Raw genomic sequence first — 14,929 nt, 5'->3', positions numbered from 1 at the left:
AAGAACAGCCCTCAAGCCTGTATCCCAAATTCAGGCAAATTGTTCCAACCCATCCCAACCACTCAAGGAGAATTTTGTGATCCATTGCGTACTGCATGAAGAAAAAGACAGCGTTGCAGTTGTCGTCGTTGAAGGCATTGAAGCCGGTCAGGAGATGAATGCGCTCATCTTGGACGACAACCGCACCATCACGATCAAGGCCAATGCGGCCATCCCGATCGGACACAAAGTAGCCGTCAAGGCCATGGCGTTGGGTGACACGGTCATGAAATACGGCACAGACATTGGCAAAGTGGTTGCGGCCATTGCCATCGGCGACCACGCCCATGTCCACAACATCAAAACCAAGCGCTGGTAATTCACCGCTCATTGCCCTCTCATCTTCCACAAGGTTTAACTCATGACCCTCATTGATAAAAACACCACTTTCTGGGGCTACCGCCGTGAAAACGGCCGTGTCGGCGTTCGCAACCATGTCATCATCTTGCCGCTGGACGATCTGTCCAACTCAGCGGCAGAAGCTGTTGCACACGCCGTCAAGGGCACCATGGCCATTCCGCACCCATACGGCCGTTTGCAGTTTGGCGCCGACTTGGAACTTCACTTTCGCACTTTGATCGGTGCCGGCTCCAACCCCAACGTCGCAGCGGTGGTGGTGATTGGCATTGAAGACAGCTGGACCAAAACGGTGGTCGACGGCATTGCCGCCACAGGCAAGCCTGTGGTGGGTTTCGGCATCGAAGGCCACGGTGATCATGACACCATCATGCGCGCTTCGAAGGCGGCCAAAAAGATGGTGCAACACGCCACCAGCTTGCACCGCGTAGAGTGCCCGATTTCCGACCTCTGGATTTCGACCAAATGCGGAGAGTCTGACACCACATCGGGATGTGGCGCCAACCCCACCGTGGGCAATGCCTTTGACAAGCTCTATGGCTTAGGCACCACACTCGTATTTGGCGAAACCTCTGAGTTGACGGGTGGTGAGCATTTGGTGGCTGCGCGCTGCCGGACCGAACAGGTGCGGACAGATTTCATGAAAATGTTCAACAATTACCAGGACATGATCAAGCGCCACGCCACAACCGATCTGTCGGACTCCCAACCCACCAAAGGCAACATTGCCGGTGGTCTGACGACCATCGAAGAAAAAGCACTTGGCAACATCCAGAAAATCGGCAAGCAATGCATGGTGGATGGCGTGCTCGACAAGGCAGAGACACCTACAGGACCTGGTCTGTGGTTCATGGACTCTTCTTCGGCAGCGGCCGAAATGGTGACACTGTGCGCTGCCTCAGGGTTTGCGGTTCACTTTTTCCCAACAGGTCAGGGCAACGTCATTGGCAATGCCATCGTGCCCGTGATCAAGATCTGCGCTAACCCACGCACGGTACGCCTGATGAGTGAGCACATTGATGTGGACTGCTCGGGCTTGCTGCAACAAGAGCAAACCATGGATGCTGCGGGTGATTTGTTGCTCGACATGATGATGCAAACCATCAACGGCCGCTTCACATCTGCTGAAGCCTTGGGTCATCGCGAATTTGTGATGACTCGCTTGTTTGAAAGCGCATAAAGCAGCCAAGGGCTGAAGACGTTTCTTCAGCCCTTCTTTTTAAACCCAGGAGACAGACATGCGCACCAGACGATCAGCACTTCACGCATTGGCTTCGGCTGCGGCCGTGTCCACCCTGCCATCTATCGCTTTAGCGCAAGGTTTGGGGGACTTCCCATCCAAGCCCATTCGCTACATCGTGCCCTTTGCAGCAGGCGGGCAAACCGACATCATGGCGCGCTTGATTGGCCAGCATGCGGGCATTGAGTTCAAACAAGCCATCACGGTGGACAACCGTGCCGGCGCCAGTGGCAACCTGGGCGCTGACCTTGCAGCCAAATCCGCCCCGGATGGCTATACCTGGCTGGCCATCACGTTGGCACATGCTGTGAACCAGTCGCTCTTCAACAACCTGCCCTACAGCCTCGAAAAAAATCTCACAGCAGTTGCGCACTTGGCCAGCAGCCCGTTGGTACTCGTCGTCAATCAAAGCAGCCCCTCCAAAACCTTGACAGAGTTTTTGGCCCAGGCCCGCGCAAAGCGACTGAACGGCGGCTCCAGCGGCAACGGAACGCCTCCCCATTTGGGGCTAGAGCTCCTGGCCCTCAACGCCAAGCTGGAGGTCACCCACATCCCCTACAAAGGCGGTGCGCCCTCTCTGAATGATCTGATGGGCGGCCAAATTGATTTCATTGTTTCTAACTTGCCTGAAGCGTCGGTGCATGTGAAGGCCGGGAAACTCAGGGCTTTGGCCATCACATCGGCTGTACGCCACCCATTGTTGCCCGATGTCCCGACTTTCAATGAATCTGGTTTGCCCGGTGTAGAACTGGAAAACTGGACAGGTTTGATGATGCCGGCGGGCACCCCACCTGCCATCGTGGAAAAAGTTGCCAGCTCAGCGATACGCGCGTTGAAATTGAAGGAAGTCTCTGAACGCGTAGCCGCATTGGGCTTTGCCTCTACCGGACTTGGACCCGCTGCCTTTTCTGACCTCTTGAAAAAAGATGTGGCCCGTTGGCGTGAAATCGTCAAAACACGCAACATTCAACCCGACTAAGCGTCACACCGATTGAAGGCTTGGCGACATGCTGCTTCCCTTTCAAGAGATCCAAGCGCTGGTGCAAGCTGCGCTCATCCACAATGGAGCGTCTGTGCTACAGGCCCATGCGACAGCACTGGCCCTGGTCACTGCCCAGGCCAGCGGATTGCCGTCACACGGACTCTCACGCGTAGCGATGTATGTTTCGCATCTGCAAACAGGTCGAGTGCAAGGGCATGCAATGCCCCACATATTGAATGAACGTCCAGCAGCGGTATTGATTGACGCAGGCAACGGATTTGCATTCCCTGCATGTCAAATGGCCATCGAACAAGCCATCCCTAGGGCACAGGACTTTGGTGTTGCCATTGCGGCAATCACCAACAGCCACCATTTCGGCATGGCCGCTTACCATCTTGACCCTGTGGCCCACGCAGGTTTGGTTGGAATTGTGTGCGGCAACTCGCCCGCTGCAATGCCTGCAGCCGGAGGTAAACGCCCTATTTTCGGCACCAATCCCATTGCAGCCATCTTTCCCAGAGGTGGGCACCCACCGATCAGTGTGGATCTTTCCTTGTCTGAAGTCGCTCGCGGAAAATTGATGGTCGCGGCTCACAAAGGTGAGTCGATCCCTTTAGGCTGGGCGCTCGACAAAGACGGAATGCCAACAACCGATCCAGCGAAAGGCCTTGAGGGTTCTATGCTGGCCATGGGAGGAACCAAGGGCGCCTTGTTGGCATTAGTGGTTGAATTGTTGGTCACAAGCTTGACCGGTGCCCACTTCGGAGCAGAAGCCGACACGTTTTTCAAGCCAGAGGGCAATCAGCCTCGGCTGGGCCAAGTCTTCATTGTGATCGACCCCCAAGCACTTGGGGGACAAACCGTTTACAACGAACGCGTTGAAGCACTGATATCGGCCATGCTGTCTGACGAGGGGGTACGCCTGCCGGGACAAAGGCGCATTCAACTGGTCGAGGCGGCAAAGAAAACAGGTCTCGACATACCTCAATCAGCTATTGACGCGATCCGGGCCTTTTGCTGATGGGACATTCTGGTCAAGCCATGAGAGCTGCAGTCACCCAATTCAAAACGCATGTTCCAGGCTTTTTGATTTGTACCGTCATCGCCTTGTCGGCAACCTTTTTGTCTGAGCATTACGGCGGCCCCCAACTGCTGTACGCCCTTTTGATCGGACTGTCTCTTCATTTTTTGTCGAAACAAGCTGGCAACTTTGTGGGCATCAATTTTTGCGCTCGCACCGTGCTGAGATTTGGCGTGGCCTTGTTGGGCATTCGCATTACCCTTGAACAAGTGACACATTTGGGCGCCAGTGTGGGTTTGGTCTTGGTGTTTGCAGTTGGTGTCACCATCGCATCGGGTCTTTTGTTGGCGCAGTTGTTACGCCGTCCTGCCTCAGAAGGCTTGCTTTCGGGAGGGGCCGTTGGCATTTGTGGCGCTTCTGCGGCGCTGGCGATCTCCTCCGTATTGCCTGCTACGCGAGAAAATGAGCGTTTTACCTTGATGACTGTTGTGGGTGTCACCGTGCTTTCCACGTTGGCCATGGTGGTGTACCCATTGTTTCTGAACTGGTTATCGATCTCACCTGTTCAGTCCGGCATCTTTCTGGGCGGCACCATCCACGATGTGGCTCAAGTGGTCGCTGCGGGCATGATGATGGGGCAAGAATCTGGAAATGCAGCCACCGTAGTGAAGTTGTTCCGCGTTGTCTTGTTGTTGCCGGTGGTGATGCTGATTGCGTTTGGCTACCGCAAATGGGGGGCTGTCCACGATGCCGACGATCTTTCTCAAAACAAGCCCCCTTTGGTGCCGGGCTTTTTGATCGGGTTCATGGCACTGGTCATATTGGCCAGCACGGGCTGGGTACCGCCGGAGGTCACTGCGATGGCCAACGGCGTGTCTCGTTGGTGTTTGGTCATCGCGATCGCCGCTGCCGGCGTCAAAACCAGTCTCGGAGAACTTGCCAAGTTGGGCTGGCAGCCTGTCGTGTTGCTGGTGGCAGAGACGATGGTGATTGCATGCTTCGTGCTCAGCGCCATTCTTTTCATGAATCTTGGGCAAAATTAACCCTGTGAATGGCTGCACACATCTCAAAAAGTGCACGCCATCCGTCAATGCAGCTATATGGCGGGTCTGATCCTTCATTTCTCGGTTTGGATGTTCGTTCTTTTGGAAGATTTCTAGAATGCTTTATCGCCAAGTCAAAAGGCAGCTGATCAACGACATCCAATCCGGTATTGCAGCACCGGGTGCAGCACTGCCCAATGAAAAAGATTTGGCCCTGCGCTTTCAAGTTTCGGTGGGGACGGTGCGTCGTGCTGTGGACGAATTGGTGGCAGAACATGTGCTTTTGCGTCAGCAAGGGAGAGGCACTTTTGTCGGTAAGCTCGATCGCGAGCGCTTCATGTTCCAGTTTTTCAAAATCGTGCCCAGAGACCGGCCGAGTGAATTTCCAGAAGTCCGACTGCACAAATTCTCCAAGTCCAGAGCCACCCAATTGGAAGCTCAAGCCTTGGGACTGCATGGCAACCAATGGGTCTTCCGAATCGAGAATGTCCTTCACTTGCAAGGTCAACCTGTGATCCATGACCGAATAGCCATCGCCGCAGCGATGTTCCCGGGCTTGAATCAAGCCTCCTTTACCGCTCGGACCACGACGATTTACGGGCACTATCAGGCCGCTTTCGGGGTAACCATTGTGGAGGCAGATGAAAGAGTTCGCGCTGAGTTGGTTCTGCCCGACAGTGCGCATTTGCTGAATTTAGATTTAGCCACGCCCGTGTTGCGGATTGACCGAGTGGCGCACACTTTTGACCGTCAACCTGCTGAATTCCGAACCTCTATTGTGGACACCCGAAATTTTGATTACGTCTCGCGCATGCGAGAGATGACATGACCGACCTTGCCACGCAGGCCAGGGATTTTGCCAAGGTCTTGGCGCTCGAAGCCGCGCAAATGATCCAGCAAACGGGTGCTCAGCCACCTGAAGTGGAGTTCAAGTCGGCTGGCGATTGGTGCAGCGCATTGGACCGCAGCATCGAAGAACACCTGAAGACACGCATTGCCGAACGTTATCCTGACCATGGTTTTTTGGGTGAGGAAAGCGCCAAAACACAAGTCAGTGGTGGTTTGCTCTGGGTGATCGATCCGATCGATGGCAGCATGAATTTCTTGCGAGGCTATCCTCAGTACAGCGTATCCATTGCGCTCCTGTCAGATGGTGAACCCATTGCAGCGTGCATTGTGGATCCCTGCCGTCAAGAGGTTTTCAGCGCAGCACTGAATCATGGCGCCACACTGAACGGCAAGCCTTTGCATGTGGCGGGCACAGACCATTTGCAGCTGGCCGTTGCTGCCACGGTGTTTCCCAAACCCCGAGCTGCGTCCTTGCCCGAATATTTGATCCAATTTGCCCGCACGGTCGCAACCGTATCCGGTGTCCGCCGCGCGGGCAGTATGGCACTGGAACTGGCTTACCTCGCTGCTGGCAGAGTCGATGTGTTTTGGTCACATGACATGGGCAGCTGGGATGCCGCAGCGGGTGTGCTTTTGATTCGAGAAGCCGGTGGACACATCCTCACTCTGGACGGATTGGTCTGGCACGAGTCCCGTCGCATTGCCGCTGCTGCACCGCAACTGGCCAACATGTGGTTTCAATTGCTTGTATCCGAAAGCCCTTAAAACAAACGGATGCACTCGCCCTGTTGCTCATTCACAGACTTAGCCAGTCAGGGTGTACACGGAAATCCTCAAATCGCGACGCTGGGCAGCCAAGCCAAGGCCAAGCTGATGCCAACTGCCGCCATCCCTGTTGACACAGCAACAGCGGCAGTCACCGTATCCTCTTCTTTTTGATAGCGCTGGGAAAACAAAAAACCATTGGCCCCCATGGGCAAAGCGGCCACCACCACCATCACAGACAAGGGCAAACCACGCAACCCAAAAGACCACCCCACAACCAGCATCAGCAGGGGGTGCACCACGGTTTTGACCAGCGACAAACGAATCGCTTTGACGAGGTTGAATCCCATGTTCGTCTGCGACAAGGTGATGCCCACCAACAACAAAGCAATGGGTACAAAAGCGCTGCCGAGCAACTGCAAAGGTTTGTCGACAACGGGGTGCAGGCCCCACCCCGTTTGCGCATACAGCAAACCCACCAAAATAGGCAATGGCACAGGGTGCAACAAGGCACTTCGAATTGCTTGAAAGGCGGTTCGCCATAACTGCGTGGAATGGCCAAAAGCACTTTGTTGTTCTCGGGCCATTTGCAATTCCAAAATCAAAGTGGCCAAGGTCAACAAAACCAAAGCGTGCACAGAGACCAAAGTCAGCAGAAGAATTTGTCCTGGCTGACCGTAAGCCAGACCGATCAAAGGCACACCAATCATCAATGTGTTGCTGAAAACGCCTGCCAAAGCCAAAACAGTCGCCCTAGCATTTCGCCCGTAGACAAAAATCAGGATGAAAAACAGCAGCACGGTCACGGCCAAATACTGCACCACAGGCGCAAAATCGAGCTGATCCAGATGAACCTGGCTCATGGTCCGAAAAAGCATCGCCTGTGTCAGCACCATGAACACGAGATTGGACAAATCGCGTACCGACTCCCCTTGCACCAGTCGGGTCCTGCCCGCGACAAAACCCATCAAGATGAGCAAGGCCACGGGCAGGAGGGATGACAAAACAGGATGATCAAGGTTCATGACCGGATTATCTCGGCCTGCCAAACCCCTTCATCATCGGAAACCACGTAGCGCCGCTGCCATTGGCGACGCCACGCAGGCCATCAGAACGTGGCCTGAACCCCCAGCTTGAGGCTGCGCCCCGGCAAAGGCGATTTGCCAAATGCGGTGCTGGTCAGGATCGAGCTGGCGCTGTAGGCCAGTTGGTCGGTGAGGTTGTCCAGACGGGCGAACCAGTTGAGCACCGTGGTGTCCAGCTTTTGGCGGTAAGACACACTGGCGTTGACCCAGGTGTAGGCACCCGTGGCCACACTGCCTTCGGGCACACGCTTTTGCGCGGCATGCCAGTCGGCACCCAGCTTGGCGCTCCAGGGACCATGGCTTTGCACCAGCGTGGCACCCACACGCATGGGGGCGATGCGGGGCAAGGGCTCGCCGGTGCTGGTGTTGGTGGCCCGCACGGTATCGGCACGCCAGTCCAGATCGAGCGTCGAGGTGCTCTGCCACAAGCGTTGACGACCGCTGGCTTCCAAGCCTCTGAATTGGGCCTTGACGCCTTGGTAGCGCTGCACGGGCAAATTGTCCTCCACGTCCTGCGTGTTCATCAGGCCAATGTAGTTGTCAAACTGGCTGGAAAAGGCCGTCACATTGGCACTGTTGGGGCCGGACTTCCACTGCACACCCGCATCCAGGCTCTTGGACTTTTCCAAGCCCAGATCTTTGTTGCCAATTTCCCAGGCGTGGGTGGCCAGGTGTGGGCCATTGGCAAACAACTCGTAGTCTTTGGGGGCACGCTGTGTCAAGGCCGCGTTGCCGGTCAAAGACCATGCGGGCGAGAGCTTGAGCACCGCCCCAGCGGCCAAGCTGAAGGGGGTGAATTTTTTGGCCCCGATGCCCTCGTCAAACCGCTCCAGCTCGGGGTTGCCCAAGGACTCAACCCGCACCGACTCCCAACGCGCACCTGCTGTGAACTGGCCCCATGATGTGAGCAGCTCTTCGTGCACAAAAAGGGCTTGGCTGCGTGTGCGGCTGAAGGGCGCAAAGGCTTCGTCGCCCACCGCAGAAAAGCGGCTCGACTCGGTTTGCAGACCCACCACGCCTTGCCACCCCGCCAACGGGCGGTGCCGCGCCTCGATGCGCAGGTCCTGGCCCTTGTTGGCAAACACGGTGCCCGCTTGGGTGCCTTCAAACTCGGTGTGTTGGTAATCGGTGTGGCTCAGGCGGGCTTTGACGCTGTCAAACCAGCCCGGCAGTTGGCGCACTTGGCCTTCCAGCGCGTAGCGGGTGGTCTTCATGCCAATCGTCACTTCGTCTTCGGCCACGGTGCCGTAATCGCTTTGGTAGGTGTTGACCGATGCGCCCAAATAGCCGTGGTCCCAGAAAGTGCTGGCTCCGAAAGCGCCACCCCGAGCGGTGCTGGCCGAGTTGCAGATGCGCCGGGCGTTGGCAGGCGAGCCGGGTTTTGTGCATTCAAGCGACACCGGCACCCGCACATCGCCCGTGCGGCGGTCAAAACCATCCAGGTGAAGGGCATAACGTTCGTTACCCGCCTCCACCAAACCGGCCACGCTGCGCTCGTCATTGCCCGTGCCCGCTTGCAGCTGGGCTTTGCCCAGCACGCCCGAGACTGCTTGTCGCGGGATGCGGTTGTCGATCACGTTGACCACACCGCCCACCGCGCTGCCGCCATAAAGCAAGGCGGCCGGGCCGCGCAGCACTTCCACACGGTCGGTGGACAAGACATCGAGCGGCACCGCATGGTCGTAGCTCAGCGCCGAGGCATCGAGGCTGGAAGCGCTGTTGTTCAGCACCCGGATGCGGTCGCCATCGAGCCCGCGAATGGTGGGACGGCTCGCATTGGGGCCAAAGTAAGTGCTGGACACACCGGGCAAGCCGTTCAGGGTTTCGCCCAAAGTGCTTTGCCCGCGTTCGAGCAGGTCGGCGCGACCCATGGTGCTGACAGGCACGGTGGTGCCGTCGCGGCCCAGGGGGTTGCCGGTGATGACAATTTCAGGGGAAAAACCAGATACGGCGTTTTGCGCCCAGGCATTGGAAAAAGACAAGGAGGCCAGGCTGGCGCAGGCCAGGGCCGAAAGGCGAAAAGAATAGGTCATAAAGCGATGATTTGAAAAAACAGGAACAGCCCAGCGCTTTCCGCTCCACACGGAAAGTCAGCCAGACAAGATCAGGGGTTCAAATCAGCTCAGGCGGCGCACGGGCTTGCGCCGGGGACCAGAGGTCTTGGTCCGGATAAAAAGTCGCCCTAAAAATGGGCTGGGCCATGGCCACGCTTGGGGCCAGGCCGGGTGGGCAAGGGGTACTCAGCCGTTCAGCTTGCGACAGGTGATCCAGCACACGGCACAGATCGGCGTCGGCTTCATGGCCCAAGGGGTACGAATGCCCTTTGTGCCGATCTTCGTCGTGCAGCTGCACTGCATGCGCAAGAGCATGCGCGTCATGGTGCCCAGCGGGGGCAGAGATCGCATGCCGAGTCCCTTGCTCAATGCCATGCTCAAGTCCGTGTCCAATGCCGTGCAGCTGCCCCCAAAGAGGAGCCCACAGCAGGGCCGCCACCAGCAAGGTGTGCAGCCAAACCGGCAGGCGTGATCGCGGAGAACTCATGAACGGCGAAGTCGACAGCGGCGGATCAGTGAACGTGCTTCATGCCGCAGTATTTGCCCAGCGCGAGGCCCTTGCAGGCGGCTTGCAGCTCCTTGGTGCATTGGTCCGGTTTTTTGCCAGACTCCAGGCATTTGGCAGCCGCCTCGTGGGCTTCGGCCATGGCGCGGTGGCGGGCAATGTCCTGCTCCACCTCTTTCTTGGAGTGTTGGGCCAAGCCCCCCCAGGACAAGCTCATGGCAGCTAGAAAAAAGACAATGTTTTTCATGGGTTTTCTTGAAGTGATTCGCTTTGCAGAGGCGATTTTCCGAGCAGGCATCGACCGATGCCTGCTGCGTCATTGTCACTCACGCACCAAGCGCGAAAACGTCTTTTTGAATTTGCTCACCTTGGGCGCGGCCACGGCCATGCAATAGCCCTGGTAGGGGTTGCGTTCAAAAAAGTCTTGGTGGTAGTCCTCGGCCGCGCTGTAGTTGTCCAAGGCCAGCACCTCGGTCACGATGGGTTGGCCAAAGGCCCGGGCCGCCGCCAGCTCGGCGATCAGGGCGCGGGCCTCCTCGGCTTGTTCGGGCGTGGTGAAGTAAATGCCGCTGCGGTACTGCGTGCCCACGTCGTTGCCCTGGCGGTTCAAGGTGGTGGGGTCGTGGATGACAAAAAAGACTTCCAGCAGCTCGCGGGTGCTCACCTGCGCCGGGTCGTATTCGAGCTTGACCACTTCGTTGTGTCCGGTGCGGCCGGTGCAGACGTCGTCGTAGCTGGGGTTCACGGTTTGGCCGTTGCAATAGCCCGACTCCACATCGGTCACGCCACGCACTTTGACGTACACCGCCTCGGTGCACCAAAAGCAGCCGCCGCCTAAAACCAGAGTTTGGGTCATGTGGGTTCCTTGTTTGAGAGGGTTTGAATTATCCGTGGGGCAGCAGCCCGCTCTGCACCGCCTGCACAAAGTCCCCCAGCGCCGTCTGGTCTCGGTCGCTGCGCCACAAACAGCGCGTGTCGTAACGGGCATCGACCGCGTGCAGTGGCACGAACACCGCGCCCGCCAGAGCCGACTGCTGCAGGGCTTGCGGCACCAGCGCCACACCCAGGTCTTGCGAGACCAAGGACACCACGCTCAGCCAATGGCGCAACTCGTGCACCACCTGCGGCATCCAGCCGGCCTGTTCGCACAGCACCAAAATGCGTTCGTGGTAATCGGGCGAAACGGTGCGGGACACCACCACCAGGTCTTGCCCAGCCAGTTCATCTAGCCCCACACTGGCCGCCCCCGCCAAGGGGTGGCTGGCAGGCAAACACGCCACCAAGGGCTGGCTGGCCACCAGAATCTGCTCAAAACCCGGCGGCACCCGGGGCGTGTGCACAAAGCCCACATCGAGCCGGTCGCGCAGCAATTCAGACAACTGCTCGGACGAACTCAGCTCGCGCAGCACCAAGCGCAAACGAGGGTGGCTGGCCTGAAAGCGGCTCAGGATTTGCGGCAGACCACAATACAACATGGTCCCGGCAAAGCCGATGTGCAGCTGGCCCGACTGACCCTCGGCCACATCGCGTGCCTCACGCGCTGCGGCGCTGGCCTGCGCCAGCAAGGCACGGGCCGCCGGCACAAAGGCCTGGCCTGCCGCCGTGAGCTGCACGCCCCGGCTGTTGCGGGTGAACAGCTGCGCCCCCACCGAGGCTTCGAGCTGCTGGATGTTCAGGCTGAGCGGCGGCTGCGAGATGGACAGGCGCTGGGCCGCACGGCCAAAGTGCAGCTCTTCGGCCAGCATCAGGAAATAGCGCAGGTGACGGAATTCCATGAATTAAAATAATGTATTGATGTATAGGTAATCAATATTAGACAACTATTCATCTCGACCTGACAATCCGCTTCAAGATTTTTTTCAAGGAGACACCCCCCATGGCCACCACCAAAAACACCTTCAGCTGGGAAGACCCCTTCAACCTCAGCGCCCAACTGACCGACGACGAGCGTCAGGTGCAAGAAGCCGCCCGCGCCTACTGCCAAGAACGCCTGCTGCCCCGCGTGAAAGACGCTTTCCTGAACGAGACCACCGACGTGGCCATCTTCCGCGAGATGGGCGAGCTGGGCCTTTTGGGCGCCACCATCCCCGAGCAATACGGCGGTGCGGGCCTGAACTATGTTTGCTACGGCCTGGTGGCGCGTGAAGTCGAGCGCGTGGACTCGGGCTACCGCTCCATGATGAGCGTGCAATCTTCTTTGGTGATGTTGCCCATCAACGACTTTGGCTCTGAAGCCCAAAAGCAAAAATACCTGCCCAAGTTGGCGCGTGGCGAGTGGATCGGCTGCTTTGGCCTGACCGAACCCAACCACGGCTCGGATCCCGGCAGCATGATCACCCGCGCCAAAAAGGTGGACGGCGGCTACAGCATCAGCGGCGCCAAGATGTGGATCACCAACAGCCCCATCGCCGACGTGTTTGTGGTCTGGGCCAAGGACGATGGCGGCCAGATCCGTGGCTTCATTTTGGAAAAAGGCTGGAAAGGCCTGTCGGCTCCTGCCGTGCACGGCAAGGTCGGCCTGCGTGCCTCGATCACCGGCGAGATCGTCATGGACGAGGTGTTCTGCCCCGAAGAAAACGCCTTCCCCGAAGTGCGTGGTTTAAAAGGCCCCTTCACTTGCCTGAACAGCGCCCGCTACGGCATCGCGTGGGGCGCCTTGGGCGCTGCCGAAGACTGCTACGCCCGTGCTCGCCAGTACGTGATGGACCGTCAGCAGTTTGGCCGCCCCCTGGCCGCCAACCAGCTGATCCAGAAGAAACTGGCCGACATGCTGACCGAAATCAGCCTGGGCTTGCAAGGGTGCCTCCGCCTGGGCCGCATGAAGGACGAAGGCACCGCATCGGTGGACCTGACCTCCATCCTCAAGCGCAACAGCTGCGGCAAGGCTCTGGACATCGCCCGCATGGCGCGTGACATGATGGGCGGCAACGGCATCAGCGCCGAATACGGCGTGGCCCGCCACCTGGTGAACCTGGAAGTGGTCAACACCTACGAGGGCACACACGACGTGCACGCCCTGATTTTGGGCCGCGCGATCACCGGGATTCCTGCTTTCTCGAATTGAGGCCTCAGCAACCTCAATCCGGTCAATACACCACCTGGCTGCGCAAATCCCTCATCACGGCATTGCCCATGCTGCGCAACTGGGGGTATTCCTTCGGCTGAACGATGATGTCGGAGAGTTCTATCACCAGTTGACGTTGCACTCTCAGTTCCCGCCCCTTCAGTTCGTATTTGGATATGTAACGGCCAAAAGGTGTTTCCATTGAGACGGGGGCGGGCAGACGACTCACCGAAATATTTTGAGGCAATTTCAGCAGCATGTTCTCAATGATTTTTCCATTCCCAAAAATCAAAGGCTGAGTCCGCAGCTCAGGCGCAATGACCGCGAATGTATTCGCAATGCTTGAAAAACCCTTGATGCCTTGCGGGATGGCCATGGCACCGGGGCCAGGCAGCTGCACAGCGTTGGGCAACACAAAAGTGGCTTCGTAGCTATAGGGCTTTGAAGTGTCTGCCTCGTTCTTGTGGATCAGATTTCCTGAACCACTTTGCCCTGACATGACCAGCAATTGGCTGACCACTTGCGGCTCCACCCCAGGCGGCAAGGAAGACATGATTTGCCGTGCCAACAAATCCAGGTAGCCTGTCGGTTGAATCTTACTTCGGCCTGTGATCTGCCCTTGGCTATTGAGTTCCAAAACAGTGTCAATCTGGACCGCGTTGGCGCCCGACTCTCCGAGAGGCACTTTCATTATCTCTGGTTCGCCCTTGGCATTCTGGATGACCAAGGCGTGCTTGCCCTGCAATTGCGGCGACAGGGTGCCAAACATGGCTTTGCCGGGCGTGGCGTCTAGGAACAAGTTGAACTCAGGGATGTAGGTGATGGCATGGTTGAATGCCGTGGTGGGCATGGGGATGGAAGGTAGCCAGTACACATCGGTGGCATTGATCAGTGCCGTGCTGCTGGCGATGCCCTTGGCTGCCAGCAAGGCTTGCAGCAAGGTGGTTTTGTCCTTGCAGTCGCCGTAACGCGCATCGGCAATGGCTTGTGCCTCGTGCGGCACTACACCGCCAAAGCCCAAAAAAATGGCCACGTACCGAATGTTGTGGTTCACCCACTGGTACAGCACTTGGGCTTGTTGACGGCGGTCAGTCATGCCCTGTGTGATGTCATCGGCGAGTTTTTGAATGCTCGGGGTCACTGCCGATTTGGATTGAGCACGCTCCAGATAGGCTTTGGCGGCATCTGCATAGCTGGCAAAGCTGGTCATGGCCACATGCGGAATGCGCTCATGCGGGCTGGTGGCAGCCATTTCTGGGGGAGAGGCTTTCACGTTCTCCTGCGACCATTTCCAAACTTGTTGCGCAGGGTCTTCGGATGGCACTTCTCCGCCATTCATCTTGTTGGCCGCCACTTGAAGTTTCATGGACTTTGGTGCTTTGACCGTGATTTCAAATGACTTGAACTCCACTTGTGGCCACGCTGCTTCCAGGTCATAAAAATGGCCTTTGAACAGCGGCGTCTTCTGTGTCATGCGCGTGTGAACGCCCAAGCGTGCACCAACTTCAACGGCGGGGAAGATGACCACTTTGACTTTGTGATCGTCAAACATGGGCGCACCCGCACTGGCGGGACTCTGCTGTTCACGAATCTCTTCCGGTTTGACATCGATGCGCTTGCCATCTTTGGTAATGGTGTAAGCCTGCAGGACTTCAAGCGCTTGCAATGTGGTGCTGAAAGGCATTCGCAGTTGACTGCGCTCCTTGACGCCCTGGTCCGTATTGATCTGGATTTCTTCCACCACTTCTTTGGTATAGCGGCCATCGGCCTGGACCACATACGAAATGCGGTCTTTCAGGACAGTGGCGTTGGGCGTGAACACCGCTGGCTGCGCAATGCTGGTGGCTTGACATGACCACCAGAGTGTCGCTGCCAGTGCAATGCGTTGGTAACTCATTCTTTGAAACATGTTTCCTCCTAGAAAA

Annotated in this window: 15 protein-coding genes; 8 read left to right on the top strand and 7 right to left on the bottom strand. The window is 57.5% G+C overall.

Features of this window, described 5'->3' with window-relative positions:
* Positions 1-76: 76 nt before the first annotated feature.
* The 7 genes from L63ED372_RS04475 to L63ED372_RS04445 all read left to right on the top strand — a co-directional run bounded on the left by L63ED372_RS04475 (position 77) and on the right by L63ED372_RS04445 (position 6,296).
* Positions 77-358, top strand: coding sequence for a UxaA family hydrolase (locus L63ED372_RS04475; RefSeq protein WP_062403816.1), 282 nt, complete (start codon positions 77-79; stop codon positions 356-358).
* A 42-nt stretch (positions 359-400) separates the two neighbouring features.
* On the top strand, positions 401-1,576 hold the full coding sequence (locus tag L63ED372_RS04470) for a UxaA family hydrolase (RefSeq protein ID WP_062403814.1): 1,176 nt from the start codon (positions 401-403) through the stop codon (positions 1,574-1,576).
* A gap of 58 nt (positions 1,577-1,634) precedes the next feature.
* A complete protein-coding gene (locus L63ED372_RS04465) occupies positions 1,635-2,615 on the top strand; it encodes a Bug family tripartite tricarboxylate transporter substrate binding protein (RefSeq protein WP_062403812.1) in 981 nt (326 codons plus the stop codon).
* Between the two features lie 28 nt (positions 2,616-2,643).
* Positions 2,644-3,639, top strand: a complete 996-nt coding sequence (locus L63ED372_RS04460) for an Ldh family oxidoreductase (protein WP_062403810.1) — start codon at positions 2,644-2,646, stop codon at positions 3,637-3,639.
* 20 nt (positions 3,640-3,659) lie between these two features.
* On the top strand, positions 3,660-4,682 hold the full coding sequence (locus tag L63ED372_RS04455) for a YeiH family protein (protein WP_062407625.1): 1,023 nt from the start codon (positions 3,660-3,662) through the stop codon (positions 4,680-4,682).
* A gap of 118 nt (positions 4,683-4,800) precedes the next feature.
* Positions 4,801-5,511 (top strand): GntR family transcriptional regulator, encoded by a 711-nt coding sequence (locus L63ED372_RS04450; RefSeq protein WP_062403807.1) that lies wholly within the window; start codon positions 4,801-4,803, stop codon positions 5,509-5,511.
* Entirely contained in the window at positions 5,508-6,296 is a 789-nt protein-coding gene (locus L63ED372_RS04445) for an inositol monophosphatase family protein (protein ID WP_062403805.1), read from the top strand. Before L63ED372_RS04450 ends, L63ED372_RS04445 begins: the two co-directional genes overlap by 4 nt.
* A gap of 68 nt (positions 6,297-6,364) precedes the next feature.
* Here the strand turns inward: L63ED372_RS04445 and L63ED372_RS04440 are convergent, their stop codons facing one another.
* The 6 genes from L63ED372_RS04440 to L63ED372_RS04415 all read right to left on the bottom strand — a co-directional run bounded on the left by L63ED372_RS04440 (position 6,365) and on the right by L63ED372_RS04415 (position 11,715).
* On the bottom strand, positions 6,365-7,321 hold the full coding sequence (locus L63ED372_RS04440) for an AEC family transporter (RefSeq protein ID WP_062403803.1): 957 nt from the start codon (positions 7,319-7,321) through the stop codon (positions 6,365-6,367).
* Positions 7,322-7,404: 83 nt separating this feature from the next.
* Positions 7,405-9,414, bottom strand: a complete 2,010-nt coding sequence (locus tag L63ED372_RS04435) for a TonB-dependent receptor (protein ID WP_062403801.1) — start codon at positions 9,412-9,414, stop codon at positions 7,405-7,407.
* Between the two features lie 79 nt (positions 9,415-9,493).
* The gene (locus L63ED372_RS16360) at positions 9,494-9,922 is read right to left on the bottom strand and encodes a DUF2946 family protein (protein ID WP_156343553.1); all 429 of its coding nucleotides are present in this window, start codon (positions 9,920-9,922) and stop codon (positions 9,494-9,496) included.
* A 25-nt stretch (positions 9,923-9,947) separates the two neighbouring features.
* Positions 9,948-10,187 carry a hypothetical protein gene (locus L63ED372_RS04425; RefSeq protein ID WP_062403795.1) on the bottom strand — a complete coding sequence of 80 codons (240 nt, stop codon included), beginning with the start codon at positions 10,185-10,187 and terminating at the stop codon, positions 9,948-9,950.
* A gap of 75 nt (positions 10,188-10,262) precedes the next feature.
* Positions 10,263-10,796 carry a peptide-methionine (S)-S-oxide reductase MsrA gene (gene msrA, locus L63ED372_RS04420; RefSeq protein ID WP_062403793.1) on the bottom strand — a complete coding sequence of 178 codons (534 nt, stop codon included), beginning with the start codon at positions 10,794-10,796 and terminating at the stop codon, positions 10,263-10,265.
* Positions 10,797-10,824: 28 nt separating this feature from the next.
* Positions 10,825-11,715 (bottom strand): LysR family transcriptional regulator, encoded by an 891-nt coding sequence (locus L63ED372_RS04415; RefSeq protein WP_062403791.1) that lies wholly within the window; start codon positions 11,713-11,715, stop codon positions 10,825-10,827.
* 101 nt (positions 11,716-11,816) lie between these two features.
* Here L63ED372_RS04415 and L63ED372_RS04410 point away from each other — a divergent pair, with 101 nt between their 5' ends.
* Complete coding sequence (locus L63ED372_RS04410) at positions 11,817-13,004, top strand: acyl-CoA dehydrogenase (protein WP_062403789.1); 1,188 nt, start codon at positions 11,817-11,819, stop codon at positions 13,002-13,004.
* Between the two features lie 22 nt (positions 13,005-13,026).
* Here L63ED372_RS04410 and L63ED372_RS04405 read toward each other — a convergent pair whose 3' ends face one another.
* Entirely contained in the window at positions 13,027-14,913 is a 1,887-nt protein-coding gene (locus tag L63ED372_RS04405) for a DUF3857 domain-containing protein (protein ID WP_082431586.1), read from the bottom strand.
* Positions 14,914-14,929: the final 16 nt, after the last annotated feature.

Source organism: Limnohabitans sp. 63ED37-2 (genome assembly GCF_001412535.1).
Lineage (GTDB): Bacteria > Pseudomonadota > Gammaproteobacteria > Burkholderiales > Burkholderiaceae_C > Limnohabitans_A.
This window is presented reverse-complemented; position numbering and strand designations above follow the sequence as displayed.